The 20,204-nt window shown below is 43.9% G+C and carries 14 protein-coding genes, 1 pseudogene and 1 riboswitch; of the genes and pseudogenes, 5 read left to right on the plus strand and 10 right to left on the minus strand.

Translation table 11 applies throughout. The annotated features are described in order from the left end of the window. Positions 1-94 precede the first annotated feature (94 nt). From ACFPRA_RS13365 to ACFPRA_RS13400, 8 genes and pseudogenes are all read right to left on the minus strand, one after another. The gene (locus tag ACFPRA_RS13365; RefSeq protein ID WP_381435457.1) at positions 95-460 is read right to left on the minus strand and encodes a fluoride efflux transporter FluC; all 366 of its coding nucleotides are present in this window, start codon (positions 458-460) and stop codon (positions 95-97) included. After that, entirely contained in the window at positions 457-834 is a 378-nt protein-coding gene (gene crcB / locus ACFPRA_RS13370; RefSeq protein WP_381435460.1) for a fluoride efflux transporter CrcB, read from the minus strand. The genes ACFPRA_RS13365 and crcB overlap by 4 nt, the downstream gene beginning before the upstream one ends. 52 nt (positions 835-886) lie before the next feature. Further along, complete coding sequence (locus tag ACFPRA_RS13375; RefSeq protein WP_381435462.1) at positions 887-3,043, minus strand: ATP-dependent helicase; 2,157 nt, start codon at positions 3,041-3,043, stop codon at positions 887-889. Positions 3,044-3,203: 160 nt separating this feature from the next. Continuing rightward, positions 3,204-4,362 (minus strand): annotated as a pseudogene (locus tag ACFPRA_RS13380) (RNA-guided endonuclease InsQ/TnpB family protein). A gap of 295 nt (positions 4,363-4,657) precedes the next feature. After that, positions 4,658-5,185 carry a signal peptidase I gene (lepB, locus tag ACFPRA_RS13385; protein ID WP_381435465.1) on the minus strand — a complete coding sequence of 176 codons (528 nt, stop codon included), beginning with the start codon at positions 5,183-5,185 and terminating at the stop codon, positions 4,658-4,660. A 168-nt stretch (positions 5,186-5,353) separates the two neighbouring features. Next, positions 5,354-7,348, minus strand: a complete 1,995-nt coding sequence (locus ACFPRA_RS13390) for a methyl-accepting chemotaxis protein (protein WP_381435467.1) — start codon at positions 7,346-7,348, stop codon at positions 5,354-5,356. A gap of 459 nt (positions 7,349-7,807) precedes the next feature. After that, positions 7,808-8,410 (minus strand): histidine phosphatase family protein, encoded by a 603-nt coding sequence (locus ACFPRA_RS13395; RefSeq protein ID WP_381435469.1) that lies wholly within the window; start codon positions 8,408-8,410, stop codon positions 7,808-7,810. Positions 8,411-8,612: 202 nt separating this feature from the next. Continuing rightward, positions 8,613-9,401 (minus strand): alpha/beta hydrolase, encoded by a 789-nt coding sequence (locus ACFPRA_RS13400; protein ID WP_381435471.1) that lies wholly within the window; start codon positions 9,399-9,401, stop codon positions 8,613-8,615. Positions 9,402-9,517: 116 nt separating this feature from the next. On the opposite strand from ACFPRA_RS13400, the gene ACFPRA_RS13405 reads away from it, so the two are divergent. Continuing rightward, positions 9,518-10,030, plus strand: a complete 513-nt coding sequence (locus ACFPRA_RS13405) for a gamma carbonic anhydrase (RefSeq protein ID WP_381435474.1) — start codon at positions 9,518-9,520, stop codon at positions 10,028-10,030. Positions 10,031-10,406: 376 nt separating this feature from the next. Here ACFPRA_RS13405 and ACFPRA_RS13410 read toward each other — a convergent pair whose 3' ends face one another. Further along, positions 10,407-11,561: an iron-containing alcohol dehydrogenase gene (locus ACFPRA_RS13410; RefSeq protein ID WP_381435477.1), complete on the minus strand. Its 1,155-nt coding sequence runs from the start codon at positions 11,559-11,561 to the stop codon at positions 10,407-10,409. A 383-nt stretch (positions 11,562-11,944) separates the two neighbouring features. Between ACFPRA_RS13410 and ACFPRA_RS13415 the strand changes: the two genes are divergently transcribed. The 3 genes from ACFPRA_RS13415 (at position 11,945) to ACFPRA_RS13425 (ending at position 16,532) form a co-directional block, all read left to right on the plus strand. Next, complete coding sequence (locus tag ACFPRA_RS13415; protein ID WP_381435480.1) at positions 11,945-13,759, plus strand: sigma 54-interacting transcriptional regulator; 1,815 nt, start codon at positions 11,945-11,947, stop codon at positions 13,757-13,759. A 101-nt stretch (positions 13,760-13,860) separates the two neighbouring features. Further along, positions 13,861-15,054, plus strand: coding sequence for an iron-containing alcohol dehydrogenase (locus ACFPRA_RS13420; RefSeq protein WP_381435482.1), 1,194 nt, complete (start codon positions 13,861-13,863; stop codon positions 15,052-15,054). Between the two features lie 29 nt (positions 15,055-15,083). Further along, entirely contained in the window at positions 15,084-16,532 is a 1,449-nt protein-coding gene (locus ACFPRA_RS13425) for a CoA-acylating methylmalonate-semialdehyde dehydrogenase (RefSeq protein ID WP_381435486.1), read from the plus strand. Between the two features lie 180 nt (positions 16,533-16,712). Here the strand turns inward: ACFPRA_RS13425 and metK are convergent, their stop codons facing one another. Next, complete coding sequence (gene metK / locus ACFPRA_RS13430) at positions 16,713-17,909, minus strand: methionine adenosyltransferase (protein ID WP_381435489.1); 1,197 nt, start codon at positions 17,907-17,909, stop codon at positions 16,713-16,715. A 376-nt stretch (positions 17,910-18,285) separates the two neighbouring features. Next, a riboswitch (SAM riboswitch) is annotated at positions 18,286-18,422 on the minus strand. A 185-nt stretch (positions 18,423-18,607) separates the two neighbouring features. Here metK and pckA point away from each other — a divergent pair. Beyond that, on the plus strand, positions 18,608-20,194 hold the full coding sequence (pckA, locus tag ACFPRA_RS13435; protein WP_381435492.1) for a phosphoenolpyruvate carboxykinase (ATP): 1,587 nt from the start codon (positions 18,608-18,610) through the stop codon (positions 20,192-20,194). Positions 20,195-20,204: the final 10 nt, after the last annotated feature.

The following is a 20,204-nucleotide window of genomic DNA, read 5'->3' on the forward strand; positions in this document are numbered from 1 at the left end:
GACAAACGCCAGAGCCCAATTTGCAAATAAAAAAGAAGCCCACGAAAAATGATTCGCCGACTTCCTATGTTTTCATATGCAGTTCCGAAACACTTCACCACTGGAAGTGTCCTCCCATCATATAACCGATTATAACAAGTAGCATTCCGCCTACATAAGTGTACAAGAAATAGTCTACTGCCTGCTTCTTTTTCCCATTCTGCCAATTTTCAATGAGCTCTTTCGTCAACGTGGAAAACGTCGTTAGCGCGCCTGCAAAACCAGATGCCAGCAGGAATGTCCATATCATCGGTAAGTCAAGGCCAAAAACGATACCGATCAGGAGTGCACCGATCAGATTTGCAAGCAATGTTCCTGCTGGAAGTTTGCCGATCCGGTTCCATCGCTTCGCAAAGAGATAGCGGATCATTGCACCGAAGAATCCGCCGATGCCGACCATTCCCATATCCAAAAACGTCATTCCTTCACCTGCTTTCCTCCTAGATGAAAACCGAGCATCCCAATGGCGAGCCCCCCGAGAATACTGCACCCCACATACAAAATCGCCCACCATAAGCGACCAGCTTCAACGAGCAAAACCGTTTCCATTCCGAAAGCCGAAAATGTTGTGAAGGCTCCGAGAAAACCTGTCGTGACAACGTCTTTCAAATCTTTGGAGACATTCAATCTGCGACAAGCCCCTGCCGTGATGAAACATAATAAAAACGTCCCGATCATATTCACACCAAATGTAGCAAATGGGAAGCCACTTTCAACGTGGACGAGCTGTGCAATGAATGTCCTTGCGCACGCACCTACTACACCTGCCAATCCGATCCATAGCAACTTTTTCATACTGCCATTCTTCCGTAACTGTGCCGTGTATTTGGATTACCCATAAGCCCTTTCATCCCCCTACCTTTTCAAGCAATCGAAGCGAAAGGACGGTATCCAGGTCGAGACGCTTGACGGAGGCCCCGAATTGGATATGGATCTCATCACCTTCTCGCTTGATGATTTCGCCCTTTCCAAACACACGATGCTTGACGGCCGTCCCAGCTTTCAACTCTCCACCGTCTTGAATACCGTTCGGATTGATTGCGAGTTTGGCTTTCGTGATTTTCACTGGCTTATCACTTTTGTCCTGCATTCCAGGTTTCAGAAGCAGTCCCCTCACTTCATTCAAAAAACGTGAATCCTCTTTTGCTTTTCCTTCATCTTGCCCGTAAGAAAGCAGTTCAAGTCTTTCTTTCGCCCGCGTCATGCCTACATAAAACAGCCTTCGCGCTTCTTCCATCAACACCCGATCGCCTTCATCTTCTTCCGATGGGATGATCCCTTTCAGCAAATCAATCATGAAGACACGACGGAATTCAAGCCCTTTGGCACTATGGAATGTCGATAAGGTCACCGCATTGTCCGGCGGATTGAACTTCGCATTTTGGACGGCTTGCTCAAGTTCCTTCAAACGATTGGCAAACTCCACCATCGTCCGTAGTTGTGCCGCAATTCCTTCGAGCGTATCAAGAATGCTCAGCAAACTTTCAAAGCGAAAGCCGAATTTTTCCGCTCTGCTTTTCAAGGCAGCCTCATAGCCTAAATCATGGCGGATCACCTTGATGACTCGATCCGGTCGCAACTCCGGGATGATTGCGTATCCTTCCTTATATGCTTTCAGTTTTTTTACTTGGCTCTCTTTTAAATCAACCGTCTGAATGAATGCATCAAATACATTTCCTGTCGTTTCTGTATGTTGGAATTTAGTTAGCATATTTCGAGAAATGAAGAGATTCATTTTCATAATGATTTTAGAAAATACATCTTTGCGTTCCGCATTGAAACTGAGGCGCATGAAATTCAATATATCTTCCACAATCCAATGGGAGAAAAACTTATCATCCGCATCTTTCATATAGAAAGGGATGCCACGGCGGTGCAGCTCGTTCACATACATCGTAGACGAGGAATTGTTTCGAAACAAAATGGCAACCTCACTTAACTCCTTTTCACTAAGCAATTCGTACGTGACATATTCCAACTGCCGTTTCGGATCATCCCATTGTTTAATAAAAATAGGCCCTTTCGCTTCGTTTTCCGTCTGCATTTCTTTCGGATAGCGTTTCGTATTCCGTTTGATGAATGCTGAAGCTGTTTCGACGATTTCTTTGGACGATCGATAGTTCCGTTCCATCATTAAGACTTGAGCATCCGGATACACTTTTTTGAAATCGAGCAAATAATCCGGCTCGGCCCCCCGCCACGTATAAATGGACTGGTCATCATCTGCAACGACACATAGATTGCCATGATAAGCCACAAGATGCTCAACAATTCGATGTTGGACAAGAGACGTGTCCTGGCTTTCATCTGTTAACACATAATCATATCGGTTGCAGAATCGTTCATTCAACGATTCATCCTCGCGTAGTGCTTGTTCTGCAATCGTCAACATATCGTCAAAATCCAATAGTAAATGTCCGGCCGTCCGTGTTTTCATTTCTTCGTATTTCTTGGCAATCCGCCCCGCTTTTTCGACGGGCCCATCCAGTTTCCCCCACTCATCTAACGGAATCATCCGGTTTTTAATGGAACTGATGAAAGTCGAAAGGGAGGCTAATTGATCTTCCGTGCAATCATCGTGGAGCATTTCTTTATAAAGATTTTTCAATAAAAAGGCTTTATTTACCGGCTGGCGCCCTTTTCCTCCCCCTTCGATCAGCTCAAATGTCATTCCGCTTCTTTCTAAAAACACCCGCGCAATCGAGAACGCCAAACTGTGGATCGTCGAAAAATCAACCGGCTCGCTTTGCGGGAAAAACCGTGCAAACCGCTCCGCCATATCGCGCGCTGATGCCCGGCTGAACGTAATGGCTTTAATGCGTTTCGGATCGACCTTTTTCTCTTCTATCAAATAACCGATTCGCATAATCATCGTCGTCGTTTTCCCCGAACCCGGACATGCCAATAAAAGAAGCGGCCCCTCTGTCTGCAGCACCGCTTTCTTTTGGACTTCGTTCAAGTCTATATTCAATTCTTGCTTTTTCCGTTCAAAAAAATCAAACATTCACAGTAACTGCTACTAAAAACATAGAAAAACGTGTAAGCTCTTCTACGCTAGACATGTTCCTGCTTCTTCGTACCTCGCCGCTTGCCCGCTACTACGGTTGGTTCAGCACTCCACAGGCGTAAATTCGGATGTAGCCCACCCTATTGATACGCGGTTTTCATTCTGTCACGACCGTATATACCTTCGTATATTTTAGATTTAAACTGGCATTGAAATCCCGATCCATTTCCAATCCGCAATTTTCGCAAGTGAAAATACGAACTATGAGAGATAAGAATGCATTTTTTTCACCACAGCTTGAACATTTTTTAGTAGAAGGGAACCAGCGATCAACAAGCCGGATCTCAATCCCGATTTTCAAACATTTCGCGATAAGAAACTCCCTGAATTGCTTGAAGTTTTGACTTGCAATCGTGCGGGATAAATGGCGGTTTTTTATCATGCCACTGACGTTTAAATCTTCGATTGCGATGTACGCTGGTTTGGTTTTCACCAGCACATTTGCGACAAATCGAATATATTCTTTACGCATATTAGCGAGTCTAGCGTGCAATTTTTGAACAACCAACAGTTGTTTTTGCCTGTTTTTAGAGCAGAATTCACCTCTCTGTCGTTTTTTATTTTGTTCAGTACTTCTGCTTAGTATTCGGTGTTGCCGTTTCAAGCGCTTTTCCAGCTTGATGATTCGTTCTTGTTTGTTCACATTTACAAAAATAAGTTGATTGCTGCAAACCGCGAACTCTTTCAGTCCAAGGTCTACGCCGATTCCTTCTGTTTCACTTTCATACACTTCTCCACTTTTTTTAACGTCACATAAAACGGATATAAAATATCGACCGGCTTTTTGTGACAGCGTGCAATTGATGACCGTTGCATCCGTTGGAATATAACCAAATTCTTTCAAGCGGACCCAGCTCAACGTTGGAATTTTGATTCGATGGCGTTCGACGGTGAGGTCTGTTGCATTATTTTTCGGAAAATAAGCTTTCACGTCTTCATTTTTCTTCTTTTTGAAGCGTGGAAATTTAGCGATCCCTTTAAAGAAGTTTTTAAAAGCTCGATCCCCATTCATAATCGCTTGCTTCACAGCCTTACTGGACACATCTTTGATCCATTGGTCGGTTTGTTTTGTATGCACATTGTTCAGCCATTTTGAAAAATCAAAGCCAGACAAATGCTTTTTCGTTTCTTTGTAGTGTTTTTGTGCGGTCTCCAAATAAAGATTGTAAACATACCGACAAACGCCGATGGTTTGATTGGCTTTTTTGTTCTTGGGCAGCGGTGAGGAGAACTTCAGTCTTATATGCCTTTTTCAACACAAGCATCCCCTTTAATTTTTTCGCTTCCAATAGTAGTTCCAACTTCATTCACGATCTTTACCCGTTTTAACGAACAGATAATCGTAGATGGATTTCTAAGTGAATAGATATTTCACTGTCTTTTTACATAGTTTTCCTCATTTTTGATAACAGTAGAGAGCTCCTTTTATTTCCGTTCCTTCTAATTTAGCATACGAACACCGATTTGAAGAAACAAACCTAATCATAATAGGAAAAAACCTCCACACGAGTGCTGTGTAGAGGTGTCAAAATGGATTTCCCTTATAGACATTCATCTCGGTATGCCGATTTCCGCAAAAGGATAGAATCTGAATTTCACTGCACCAACGATAGACTTTCCGTCAATGCAACCGATGATTCTGCTATCCGTACTATGCCGACGGTTATCTCCAAGAACAAAGTAACACCCTTCCGGCACTTCCACTTCAAAGTCTTGCGTCAATTTCTGCCCTTCGACAAGCTTATCTTTGTTCGCCTGGATATAATCCTCTTCATATTCTTCCCCGTTAATGAACAGTCGGTCATCCTTCATGACAACGACATCACCTGGCAGTCCGATCACCCGTTTAATGAAATCGTCTTCTGAGTTAGGTGCATGGAAAACGATCATGTCAAAACGATCGACTTTATGAATCTTGGAAATGACGATCTTATTCTCATTTTCAAAAGTCGGTTCCATGGATTGACCGGATACGATAACCGGTGTAAAGAGGAATTGGCGGATCACAATAGCGATAATGAAGGCAATCGCAATTGATTGGATCCAAGATATGAGTTCACGCTTCCCTGTATCATTCATCGAAAATCCCCCGTTCAATCTAGATATCTTTTATATTACCATATATTCGGTACTCAGCTAAAAAGGATACTGTTTTGTATTGTATTCTTTATACTGGACTTTTGCCCACCCTAAAAAGTTTCTTACCGTATGAAAAAACGCCTTCCAATTTCAGGAAGACGTTTTGGTTCATAGCTTAAAATGATTGATGGTCGTATATAATTCATCGCTAAGACCGGACAATGCGTCGGCTGCTTCTGCCACTTGCCGGATCGCACTGAGCTGTTCGTTCGTCGATGCGCTGATTTCCTCACTTGACGCCGCAGTTTCTTCGGCGGTCGCAGCCAATGTTTTAATCGGTTCTAAAGCAAATTCCTTATGTTCGACGATGTGGTTCACCTCAACATATACTGCGTTGATGGATTGCTTCAACGAATGCATTAAGCCCGAAATATTGCTAAACGTTTCCTGCGTTGCTTGAACGACTTTCCCTTGTGTTTGGAATGTTTCTCCGGTTTCTTTCATTTGAACAGACACTTGGTGGGAACCGCTCTGCAATTCTTGGATTGTCGCTTTGACCTCCTCAGTTGCACGGGCGGATTGTTCGGCCAATTTACGAACTTCATCTGCAACAACAGCAAATCCTTTCCCTTGTTCCCCCGCACGTGCTGCTTCAATGCTTGCATTCAGCGCCAACAAGTTTGTCTGGGCTGAAATTTGCGTAATCGTTTCCATCACTACACCGATTACACCAAACTTCGATTCCAAATCGCTGACGACATCAGCCATCGACTGCAAATTGGATTTCCAATCATCAAATGAATGTTGCAACTGCTCGACTTGGCTCATCCCGTTTTGATTGGCTTCTTCCGCATCTTCCGCGATTTTGGCCATCATGTCTGTTTTCTCCTGGATATCAATAAGTTGATTGTCCAAATAATGAATCGTTTTCATGGCGTCATCGGAGTTAGTGGCTGATGTGGTGGCACCTGAAGCGATATCGCCGATTGCACCCGCTATTTGTTCACTGACAGCATTCGTTTCCTCCGCAGAAGCGCTTAATCCTTCTGCTGAAAAACGGACTTCTTCAACAGAACGGTGGACGACCGCAAACGCATTGCGAATTTTTTTCGTCATCTCGTTGAAGTGTTGGGCAAGTTGACCGAATTCGTCTTGTGCTTTTACTTCTATCGTCGTATTCAATTCCCCACCCGCCATTTTGTTCATCGCCTCGCGGATTTTAGGTATCGGACTGACGATTCCCGATATGAGGAACCATAGAATAACGACCATCAGTACCACTGCAACAAGGAAAATAAGGACCATGATCTGCTTTGTTTGATCAAAAGCTCCGACAATGGATGCTTCTTTAAAGGCTGCTCCAACAGTCCATCCATAATGTGGAATTTCAGTAAACACGCCAATCATAGAATCCCCATTTTCGTAGTAATAACCGATTCCCTCTCCTTCTTTCAATGCATCCGTTAAATACGATAAATCAACGACCTCTTTTTCATCGGGGAGTAGAAGGGGATGGACCATCGATTTTTTCCTGCTGTCAAATAAAAACGGATAGCCGTCAAATCCAAAATCGCTGGTGGATACACTTTCCGTAATCTTCCCTAAACTGATGTCAACCCCGATGACACCGACAACCGTTTGACCTCTTGTCATTGCTTTGGATGCAGTGATAACAGATCCACCTGTCACTGCATCGATATAGGGGTCGGACCAAACAACTTGATTAGGCGTAGCGATTGCTGACTGATACCATATACGGCTTGTCGGGTTGAAATTCGGAATTTCCGTATGCGGAACAAATTTCGTAAACGTATTTTCAAATCCAAAATAGATCAAATCTGCATCCGTCAATTGTCCCATATAATTGTTGAACGCCTGTTCAATTCCTTCGTCTAAATCACTTTCGTTCTCTTCACCATATTGCGTCTCCATGAAAGCAATAACTGACGGGTGTTCCGTCAACAAATACAATGCTTGTTCATATTGCAGCATATGATTTTCAATGGCCCTGCCCATTTCTTCGACCGCCACTTTGCTTTGATTGATCAGCACTTGTTCCATCTGCCTTTGTGCTTGATGGCTGACTAAGAAATACACCACCGAAAGAACAATCGCAAGCGACAAAAATACACTAACAATCAACTTCCCTTTGATCGACTTCATTTTATTCCCCTCATTCCTAGTTCTATCTATTCACGGTGAAAAAAGAATCATAGTACCTATTATAAGCGATAAAACCAGTAAAAGGTAGAATATTTTCAATAGACTAAAGATTTATACAAAAATAAAAAAACGCCAAAACTGGCGCTTTCAGAGTACAGATTTATAAACTTGAGGATCAATCACGCCCTTGCGTGATTGCGTCCAGATTTTGAATTGAGCCTTCTAATGGCTGGTGCCTTAATTTCTGCAAAGAACGCAGAAATTAAGGCAAATCGAACCCTTCGCCGTTCGATTCGCAATTGACTCCTTTCAAAATCTGTGACATCCGCGGGCCTACAGGATGTAGGTCATGCAGTCGTTGCGACAGGACGTCGCGCACTTAGACTGCCCTCCATTATTCGTTCAGCGGGCGCTTGAACACCCGCTGAACAGGAAGTCAAAACGCATTCATCTCGCCACCTATGGAGGTGGGAGTCTTCTGCTGAATGAAGATAAATGCTTCGTACAATTATAGAGATGGCAGAGGTTTACATCCTCTTGAACTTCGACTACCGTAACGGACGTATTCTGTAAATTCTTCTCAAATTCACGTTCAGGAATGAGCACGCCTAACAGTCGCCAGATAAATCCGCCATGACTGACGACGAGGATTCTTTTACCAGGATACTTCGCTTTCATCTCCTCAAGAAAATCTACACCGCGGGCAATGACCTCCTCAAACGGTTCTGTCCCTAAATCCAATTCCCTCCACGACTCTCCCCATTTCGCAATGCGTTCCGCTTCCGTTGTCCCTTCGATCAAGCCTCCGCCCACTTCTCGCAAACGTGAATCCGAGTGGAAAGGCAAATTCGGCAGTCGCTCCGCGATCATCTCCGCAGTTTGCTTTGCACGCAGTTGCGGACTTGTGCAAATGATATCCCATTGTTCACTGGAAAGCCGCTTCGCTACCCGCGCGGCCATCTCGATTCCTTCTTCATCGAGCGGGATATCCGAGCTCCCTTGCGCTCTTTTTTCTTTATTCCAGGCAGTTACGCCATGTCTGACAAATCCGAATGTCGTCAATAGAAACAGCCTCCCATTGTTCACTTGTTCCAGTAGAAATCTTTGATATTCATTATTCTAGAAAGTTATCAGCGATAATAGGATGAATATCAGCGCTCGATCCAACTTTATCGGCGAAGCTCCATCGTTTATCGGCCCTTGTCGCCCGGATATCAGCGCTCCCATATGATCTAGCGGCGAACCAAGACTTTCAACCTACGATTCACACGACATAACCAAGCGATCTTAATACGTTATGCATGAAGTCTTCTGTATACAAGTACACTTCTTCACGTTCCGGCTCTTGATAAACATCGTGGTAAAGCCATTTCCACTCCTTATATTGAAATTCGGAAAGATTCTGGTGCAGAAGCCATTTTTTCACGGATGCGATATCTGCAATTTTGTCTTCGCCTGCCGTGTGGACCAGTATCGGTACATCGTCGATAGCCCCTTCATGATGGACAACCGACTTCATGAAAGTTTGCAATTCCTTATACCAAGTAGCAGTAACGATTGGATTATACGTCCGGTTCTCACCCGCTTCCACATACAGATCAACATTCCGTGTTAGCATTTCAATGCCGATTTCATGATTCAATTTCGTGGATGAAGTCCATTTTGTCAAAACCGATGAAAATTTAGGCGGATGCTGATGAAGGGATAGCCATGGTGAACTGAAGATATAACCTGCACACTCGAACTTGCCTCTTTGCAAGGCATGCATGACAAGTGTGGCTCCCAGTCCATGGCCGATGACAAATAGCGGTAAATTATCCGCCAATCCTACCGTCATCAATTTCTTCACATATTTTTCGTACTCATCAAATGTCTCATTGTGTATTTTCCGATCAGCGTCGGCCCCGTGACCCGGTAAATCACCCGTCACCACATGGAAACCCCCACTTCGAAGTTTCTGAATGAGCCATGCATATCGATTATGGTCTTCATACGCACTATGGACAAGGGCCACCACTGCTTTCGGTTGCCCTGCCGCTTCCCATTTCCACATTGAGTTACCCCCTACGACCTTATTCTCGGTTTAGCTAACTTCCCGATAATCGTTCAATAAAAACTTGAACTTTGTTAAGATAATTATACACTACTAAACGAATAGGAGCGGTCACAATGATTTATCCATTTCATGAACATACACCGAACATCGATCCATCCGTATTTATCGCAGATTATACAACGATTACAGGTGATGTCACAATCGGTCCCGAGTCATCTATTTGGTTCAATACGGTCATCCGTGGGGACGTAGCACCTACAATCATCGGACGGAAAGTGAACATCCAAGATTTATGTTGCCTTCACCAAAGTCCAAATCGCCCTCTCGTCTTGGAAGATGAAGTGACAGTGGGCCACCAAGTGACCTTACATAGTTGTACAGTGAAACAAGGGGCTCTGATCGGTATGGGCTCGATCATTTTGGATGGCGCGGAAATCGGGGAAGGCGCATTCATCGGAGCCGGCAGCCTCGTGCCACCCGGCAAGAAAATCCCTCCGAACTCGCTCGCGATGGGATCACCCGCAAAAGTCGTACGTGAATTGAACGACGAGGACCGAATCGATATGGAACGAATTGTACGGGAATATGCGGAAAAAGGGCAGTATTATAAAAGTTTGCAGGAATAAACAAAAGCGTAAGCGCCTGATCAGGGACGACAGGTATAAGGTAGTTTGGCGACGAGGCGATTTTGCCTCAAAGCCAAAATGACTTATGAATTATGACCCAAGTCCCTAGGCGCTGGAGTCTAAACGATGACAAATGCGCGGGGCAAAAAATCTTGTAGGAGAATTTACTTTCTTTGTTTATCTTTTAAGCGCTATTTTACCGACTTACTTGTTCGACAACCTATTTTCCCAAGAGTTTTAAAATGTTCAATTTATCAAGTTGCCCACTTATATTCTAGTGCAACGCCAATTAGCTACACTAGAATATAGAGAGGAACTTAGGACTATGCAAACAAACTAATCGAAGCTAAAGCAATTGTAATTGCCAGGTTTCATTTCAATAAGCCGCCTTAAAGATATTAACAATATCCTCCTCTGTTCCTTGAATCGGGTTACTAAACGCATTACCATCTTGAAGGGCAAGTTTTGCCATGTATTCAAAGTCCTCTTCTTTTACGCCCAACTCACTTAAACTAGACGGAATATTGACATCTTGACAAAGCTTTTTAATCGACTCAATCGCTTTATCTGCTGCTTCTCTAAGTGAAAGCCCCTCAATATTTTCTCCCATGAATACCGCAATGTCTGCGAATTTCTGAAGGTTAGAGATGATATTGAAGCGTTCTACATGTGGAAGCAAAATCGCATTCGCAACACCATGTGGCATATCATATAAACCGCCGAGCTGATGTGCCATCGCATGCACATAGCCTAACCCGGCATTGTTAAAGGCCATCCCAGCTAGTAATGAAGCATGCGCCATATTTTCGCGCGCCTCCAAATTCTGTCCATACGCAACGGCTTGTCGTAAATTTTGTGAAATTAATTTAATCGCCTGAATGGCAGCTGCGTCCGTGACAGGGTTCGCTCCCAACGATACATATGATTCGACAGCATGTGTAAGTGCATCAATACCGGTTGCAGCAGTCAATGCAGGTGGTTTCCCTACCATTAATTCGGGATCATTGATGGAGACAAGTGGTGTGTTTCTCCAACTTACAATCACATATTTGATCTTTTTCTCCGCATGCGTAATGACACAATGTCGAGTCACTTCACTTGCCGTGCCTGCGGTTGTATTCACACAAACGATTGGTGGGAGTGGGTTGGTCAGCTTCTCAAGTCCCGCGTAATCTTCGTAAAGATCCCCATCATGGCTCGCCGCAATCCCGATTCCCTTCCCACAGTCATGGGCACTGCCACCACCAACTGTGATGATCAAGTCGCACTGCTCATCCCGGAAAATTTTCAGGCCGTCGTAAATATTGTAATCTTTCGGATTTGGTTCCACTCCGTCAAAAAACGTATACGCTATGCCGGCCTCTTCCAATGAAGAAACCACTCTTGAAACTGCCCCGTCTTCCAAGCTGCGTAGAAAACGATCCGTTACAATCAGTGCTTTTGTTCCTCCCAATATCTCACACCGTTCTCCTACTACACTTACACAACCACGACCAAAAAAGTTTACATTCGGCATAAAAAAATCATACATGACATTTCCTCCCTTTAATGTATTGGTGTTGACTCAAGTCTACTGAAACCGTACCCGCTTTTTTGATATCACTTATCCAACCTCTTAGATCATCTACCCCACGTAACCGCTTACAGGATCAATTGGATTGATTCATCATGGGTACTTCAAATAAATGCAAATACCGTGCCAATTCTATTCAAACGAAGTTTAAGGAGATAGTTGCCTTTCTGTAGCATAAAAACAACACAATGTAGCCCTACAGTGTAGTTTTTTCTCTACAATTCAGTAGCTTATTGGATACTCTCCTACCCTATTGAAAGAATAAAAAAGTGATATGTTATAATAATCAAATAAGTGATTCCGAATTTAACAACTTTAAGATCGTTCATTACATAGAAAGGATGATAAAACCAACTATGTTAACGCAAGCGATGGACAATACAAAAATGGATCTACTCCGTGCCGGAAACTGGATGACCTCCCCTCCCCATACCGTGGATACTAGAAAAACATATGAAGAAGCTGCAAGGTTAGTGGAAAAATTAGAACTGAGTTGCTTGCCGATTATAGATGATAAAGGCTATCCGGTGGGAACCATTACGATAAACGAATTAATGCATGCCTTATTACATGGAGAGCATCACCAGAAAATCGATCCTGCCATGCATGCACAAAATCACTATATAATAAAGGAAAATACGAACATCTTGGATCTCTTAGCCATTCCATACCAACATTTTTTAATCGTAGATGCTTCCAATAAACTGATTGGCATTTTAACGAGGCGTGACGTATTGAATGCAATCAGCCATTACATGTCTCAGCTACAGCAAGAAAAAAGCAATGCGGAGATTTTAAGTGCCATTTTGGAAAGGGCTTACGAGGGAATAGCAGTTGTTGATTCGAACGGAATTTTATTGGAATTTAACGAAGCGTATAGTCGATTCACCGGGGTGAAAAGAAAAGATGCAATTGGAAGACATGTAACAGAAGTCATTGAAAATACCAATCTGCATATGACTGTCAAAACAGCAACTCCTGATAGAGGGGTATTGCAAATCATTCAAGGCCAGCCAATGGTTGTCCATCGTATACCCATTTGGAAAGACGGTGTAGTAGTAGGCGCGATCGGCATGCTTATATTTGAAGGGGTATCGGAAGTCTATGAAATATTAGATCGATTGCAAAGCGAGAAAATAAAGGAGAAAGGCACCTCCACTCCTTCCCTTTCCAAACAGCAGCCTGCCAATACGACGGTGATTGACCGAATTATCGGTTCAAGTGAAAATATAGAAGATATCAAAAGACTTGCGAGGAAAGCCGCAAGAACGATAGCCACCGTATTGATCACCGGTGAGAGTGGTACGGGTAAAGAAGTATTTGCAAAAAATATTCACCAACAAAGCTCTTATTTCAATGGTCCGTTCATTAGTGTCAACTGTGGGGCCATCCCGGAACAATTATTTGAATCAGAGCTTTTCGGCTACGAAGAGGGGGCATTCACCGGGGCAAAAAAAGGGGGGAAACCGGGAAAGTTTGAACTTGCTCAAAGCGGTACCATTTTCCTCGATGAAATATGCGAGCTCTCCCTAATCATGCAAACAAAATTATTACGGGTCCTGCAAGAAAGGGAAGCCGAGCGTGTCGGTAGTGTAAATAAGTATAAAGTCAACGTTCGCATCATTTCCGCTACAAATCGCAATATAGAGGAAATGGTGGAAAACGGTCAATTCCGCGAAGACCTGTATTACCGATTGAATATTATCCGGTTACACCTTCCTCCACTTCGTGAACGAGTGGAGGATATCCCGATCTTATTAGCTTATTACGTAAAAGATATTTGTAAAAAATATCAGTTACCTGAAAAAACATTGTCCTCAGCAGTGGTCGCGACCTTAATGACCTACCATTGGAAAGGCAACATCCGTGAACTCGTCAATACAGTTGAACATCTCGTCACAATGACTGACAAAGACCATATTGAACTGGACGATTTACCTGCTATGATCAGGAACAGCCCTTCCTATGCGCAACAAGTAGCTCATGTAAACAAGAATTCCTTGATCGATCAATTTAAAACTAAAAATGATAACATTGAAAAAGTACTGATCATTCAAGCTTTAAACAATGCACAAGGCAATAAATCAAAAGCTGCAGAACTGCTTGGCATCCACCGAACTACTTTATATCAAAAACTTAAAAAATATGGCTTATGAGCCTCTTCTCTACAGGACCATCCGTTACATTTTGGATGGTCTTTTTTATGGCAAGCTTCTTGCATATACGTAGTAGTGTATCAACTAAAGGGGGGAGTCGTTTGGTAAACATAAACGTGTTCAGAGCTCCGCAAGTTGTATTATATGGGAGCGGATCATTTCACCGTGTTGCAACCGAAGCTGCTCAAAGAGGAAAAAAAGCATTGATTGTTAGCGATCCCATAATGGAAAGTCTAGGGAATATCAATCAATGTATCGAATATCTTCTAGATGAACAGATTCAGGCAGAAATTTATACGGGAGTTATATCGGAGCCAACGGATGTATATGTTAAGGAATCTTTATCTTTATTCCAAAAAAGCAAATGTGATCTGATTATTTCACTTGGGGGCGGCAGTTGTATTGATACTGTAAAGGCGGTCGCTGTTCTCGCTACAAATAGCGGCTACATCGGCGACTATATGGGGGGCGATAAACAGGTGGAACAATTGCCGGTTCCTCATATCGCCATTCCAACAACAGCCGGAACAGGATCTGAAGTGACAGATGTCACTGTTATTACAAACACACAAAATGAAGAAAAAATGATGATTAAACAGCCCTCATTCATGCCTTCCGTCGCTATTGTGGATCCGGTGCTGACCTTATCCTCACCCAAAAAAGTGACGGCTGCCACAGGGATCGATGCACTTAGTCATGCAATTGAAGCCTATTTATCGAAACGGGCCCAACCGATGACGGATTCGCTAGCATTATCGGCCATTGAGCTAATTGTTTCAAATATCAAGACCGTCTATGAAGAGCCTACTCATCTCGCTGCCCGAGAAGCGATGTCCACCGCATCCATGTACGCAGGAATGGCATTTTCAAATGCATCCGTTTGCTTGGTGCATGGGATGTCCCGTCCGATCGGCGCCCTTTTCCATGTTGCACACGGCGAGTCGAATGCCATGCTATTACCCGCTGTTCTGGAATTTAGTAAAGACTCATGCGTAGAAAGGCTTGCGACAATTGGAAGGATATTTACAAAATCCCAATCGTTAAGCGACAGTGAAATGGCTGATCTTGCAGTGAAACAAATTAAAAGCCTTTGCTATGAACTAGGTATCCCGAATATGAAAGACTTGGGAATTGAACAACAAACCTATCTGAAAAATATTGAAAGAATGGCTACGGACGCAATTCGTAGTGGAAGTCCTGCCAATAATCCTCGCGTCCCGTCTAAGAAAGAAATCGAAGAGCTGTACCAACTTATTTATAATTACCAGTTTGCAACTCAGATTACCAGTCCTTAAAAACCACGAACAACTAGGAGGAACTATAGATGACAGAAAATAGATTAAAAAACTTCATTACCGGCCAATGGGTAGAAGCAAAAACAACCAATTATATTCCAGTTCCAAACCCTGCGACCGGAGAGATTTTAGCTGAAGTACCCATCTCCACAATCGAGGATGTCAATGATGCTACCAAAGTAGCAAAGGAAGCTTTTTCCACTTGGAGCCAAACTCCCGTTCCAAGACGCGCTAGAATCCTATTCAAATTTCAACAATTGCTCATTGAACAGAGTGAGGAACTTGCAAAGTTAATTACCATCGAAAATGGGAAAAACCTCACGGAAGCTCAAGGCGAAGTGCTAAGAGGAATTGAATGTGTAGAATTCGCTGCTGGCGCGCCTTCCCTTATGATGGGAAAACAATTACCCGATATTGCAACAAACATCGAATCCGGAATGTATCGATATCCTGTAGGTGTCATTGGTGGAATCACTCCTTTCAACTTTCCGATGATGGTACCTTGCTGGATGTTCCCTCTCGCAATAGCATGCGGAAATACATTTATCTTAAAACCATCGGAAAGAACACCCCTGCTTGCGAACCGTTTAGCAGAACTTTTTAAAGAGGCCGGACTTCCAGATGGGGTTTTCAACATTGTCCATGGTGCACATGATGTGGTGAACGGGATTCTCTCCCATGAAGATATACCTGCTATTTCGTTCGTAGGATCACAGCCTGTTGCAGAATATGTTTATAAAACAGGGGCTGGGTATGGGAAACGTGTTCAAGCATTGGCCGGTGCCAAAAATCACTCCATCGTCATGCCGGATGCAAACTTGGATGCTTCCGTCAAAGAAATTATTGGTGCAGCTTACGGCTCAGCAGGAGAGAGATGTATGGCATGTGCCGTTGTGATTGCGGTCGGTGAAGTTGCGGAACCACTGATTGAAAAACTTCAAGATGCCGCAGATTCAATTGCGATCGGAAATGGTTTGGATGAAGGGGTTTTCCTCGGTCCCGTTATTCGGCCAGAACATAAGGCACGAACAGCTGATTATATCGCAAGCGGACAAGAAGAAGGTGCGGTTCTCCTTCGGGATGGACGTCAAGACGAATGCATGACGGCTGACGGCTACTTTATAGGCCCTACGATCTTTGATCATGTCACAACAGATATGCGGATTTGGAAGGAAGAGATTTTTGCGCCTGTCCTTTCAATCGTTCGAGTGGAAACACTTGAAGAGGCCATCGAGTTGACCAATAAATCCGATTTCGGCAATGGAGCTTGCTTGTTTACGGCAAGCGGTCACAACGTCCGTTACTTCCGTGAACATATCCAAGTAGGTATGTTAGGGGTGAATTTAGGGGTACCTGCCCCGATGGCCTTCTTCCCATTCTCTGGATGGAAAAATTCATTTTACGGAGATTTACATGCAAACGGAACGGATGGAATAGAATTTTATACAAGAAGGAAAATGTTAACTGCGCGTTGGTAATTGTTTTTTAGATGAAAGTAAAACAGGAAGTCATCCTTTGATTGGGGTGACTTCCGTTTTTATGCATAAATCTGTTTCACCCGCTAGGAACGAGATATGAATGAGGGGGGCTCCCCCCTATTAGGTTTTTTCACAGAAAAAAAACCGGAAGATGCACATTTGCTCTTCCGGCTTCATATATTATTGTCCAGCTAGTTTTTTTAATGCTTCCGCTTTGTCCGTCTGTTCCCATGGCAAAACGACATCCGTGCGACCGAAATGTCCATAAGCTGCTGTTGCTTTGTAGATTGGACGACGTAAGTCGAGCATTTGGATGATGCCTGCTGGGCGAAGGTCGAACAGTTCACGAACGAGTTCCACAAGCTTGCTTTCCGCTACGATGCCTGTCCCAAAAGTATCAATTGAAATCGATACCGGTTGAGCAACGCCGATCGCGTAAGCAAGTTGGACTTCACAACGATCTGCAAGTCCTGCAGCGACGATGTTTTTGGCAACATAGCGTGCCGCGTATGAAGCGGAACGGTCCACTTTTGTTGGATCTTTCCCCGAGAATGCGCCGCCGCCATGGCGAGCATATCCACCGTAAGTGTCGACAATGATCTTACGACCTGTCAAACCGGCATCCCCTTGAGGTCCACCGATGACAAAGCGGCCTGTCGGGTTGATGAAGTATTTCGTGTTTTCATCGATCAACTCAGCCGGTACGACCGGGTTAATGACAACTTCCTTAATATCGCGTTGAATTTGTTCAAGTGTGATTTCCGGATGATGTTGTGTAGAGATGACAATTGTATCGATCCGTACCGGCACGTTGTTTTCATCATATTCCACAGTCACTTGCGTTTTTCCATCTGGACGCAAGTAGTTAATTGTTTCATCCTTCCGCACTTGTGCAAGGCGGCGAGAAAGTTTATGGGATAAGCTGATCGGTAATGGCATCAGTTCAGGTGTTTCATTGCAAGCATAACCGAACATTAGCCCTTGGTCACCCGCTCCGATCGCTTCAAGCTCATCATCAGTCATGGAGCCTTCACGCGACTCCAATGCCTCGTCAACCCCTGCAGCGATATCAGGTGATTGTTCATCGATTGCAGTCAGCACTGCAGATGTTTCCCAATCAAATCCGTATTTTGCACGTGTATAGCCGATTCCTTTCACAGTTTCACGAACCACTTTCGGGATATCGACATAAGTGGACGTCGTGATTTCCCCTGCAATCAGGACAAGTCCAGTTGTAATTGTCGTTTCGCACGCTACACGCGCATTGGGATCTTCTTCTAATATGGCATCCAAAATAGCGTCCGAAATCTGGTCACACATTTTGTCCGGATGCCCTTCTGTTACCGATTCTGATGTAAACAGTCGGCGGTTTGTCATTCCAGTTCCTCCTTATATCCTACGAGATTGATACGGTACTCATATGTCCCATGTAAAGCCCCCAAGATGAACGGACTTCAAGCCATTTCGAGCTCTATACACGAGGATTAAGGGCGATTTTATATCAATTACGCCTCGGCGTAATTGCGTCCAGATTTTGAATTGAGCAAAGCTCAATTAATTCCTTTCAAAATCTGTGACATCCGCCGGAGGCTTTATCTTCGTTCAGCGGGCGTTTGAATACCCGCTAGATAGTAAACAAAACAGCATCCATCTCACCCTCTATGGAGGTAGAAGTCTGCTGAATGAAGATAAAAAGCCTTTCGCTCACGTAAAAAGCACATGAGGAAAGGCAGGATTGTAAATGCACCTTTCACTCTTATCATACAGGATATTTATCTGTATCCAGATAAATATCTTGCTACAGGTTTGGCACCTTTGCGCTGACAAAAAAGTCATTGCAGGTTGCCGGGCTTCATAGGGCCTGACCCCTCCACCAGCTCGGGATAAGAGTATCCGTTCAACTATACATCCTACGGAAAATTGTCACTGATGTCAAATCTTTTTTCAATTTTCGCGTACAAAGTAATTGTTCTTTGAATTAGTATAGACTAATCCGTTAAATGTGTTATACTAATTCCATAATGTGATGTTACCCAAAGAAGATTGGGATTATACGTAAAGGAAGGTAATAAATTATGATATCTGCGAGAATTGGCGATGAGCTTCAAGAACTGCTGTCTGGTAAAAATGTGCATATGCAGCTTTCAGTACCACAGCTTGTGGAAAAGGCGACATCGCGCGGTGAAGCAAAACTAACTGCGGATGGAGCAATCACAGCTCAAACCGGTAAATATACAGGTCGTTCTCCTAAAGATAAGTATATCGTCGAGGAAGAGACCACGAAAGACAAAATTGATTGGGGTAAAGTGAACCGTCCCATCTCTGCCGACATTTTCGAGTCCTTATATACGAAAGTAATCCGCCACTTAAAAGAGAGAGATGAACTGTTCGTCTTCGATGGTTTCGCAGGTGCAGATCCCGCTTCACGTCTATCCATCCGGGTCGTCAATGAATTTGCATGGCATAATCTATTTGTCCATCAGTTATTCATCCGCCCGAACGAAGAAGAATTGAAAACGCATGTCCCGCAATTCACCATCGTTTCAGCTCCGTCCTTTAAAGCGGATCCTGCAATCGATGGAACGGATTCCGAGACATTCATCATCGTTTCCATGGAAAAGCGGATCGTCTTGATTGGTGGAACAGAGTATGCAGGTGAAATGAAGAAATCCATCTTCTCCATCATGAACTACTTGCTTCCTGAAAAAGACATTATGCCGATGCACTGCTCAGCAAACGTCGGTGAAGATGGTGACGTCGCTTTGTTCTTCGGTCTATCAGGAACTGGGAAAACGACGCTTTCCGCAGATGCGAACCGCAAACTGATCGGGGACGATGAGCATGGCTGGTCTGATAATGGTGTTTTCAATATTGAAGGTGGCTGCTATGCAAAATGCATCAACCTCTCTCAAGAAAAAGAACCTGAAATCTTCGGTGCAATCCGATTCGGTTCCGTTTTGGAAAACGTCGTCATCGATCCAGAAACACGCATTCCTGATTACGACGATGGTACATTGACGGAAAATACGCGCGCTGCGTATCCGATCCAAGCGATCGACAACATCGTTGACCCATCTGTTGCTGGACATCCGAAAACGATCGTATTCTTGACAGCAGATGCATTCGGCGTCTTACCTCCAATTTCCAAGTTAACGAAAGAGCAAGCAATGTATCATTTCCTAAGCGGCTTCACGTCGAAACTAGCTGGAACTGAACGTGGCATCACATCACCGGAAGCTACATTCTCAACTTGCTTCGGTTCACCATTCTTACCGCTCCATGCAACAGTATACGCGGAAATGCTTGGCAAGAAAATCGATGAGCATAACGCGCAAGTCTTCCTTGTCAATACTGGCTGGACTGGCGGCGAGTACGGCGTCGGTAAACGTATGGATCTAAAATACACGCGCGCTATGGTACGTGCAGCACTTGCAGGACAACTAAATGATGTTGAAACAGAAGTGAATGCTGTATTCGGACTTCAAATGCCAACATCTATCGAAGGTGTTCCAACGGAAGTGCTGAATCCACGCAATGCATGGGCTGATGGTACGGCTTATGATCAAAAAGCGAAAGAATTGGCAGACCTGTTCCGTGAAAACTTCAAGAAATTTGGTACGGTTTCAGAAGATATCGTCCTTAAAGGCGGACCAATCGCTTAATCAACGTTCA

The organism is Sporosarcina soli, from assembly GCF_042655805.1.
In the GTDB taxonomy this organism is placed as follows: Bacteria; Bacillota; Bacilli; order Bacillales_A; family Planococcaceae; genus Sporosarcina; species Sporosarcina soli.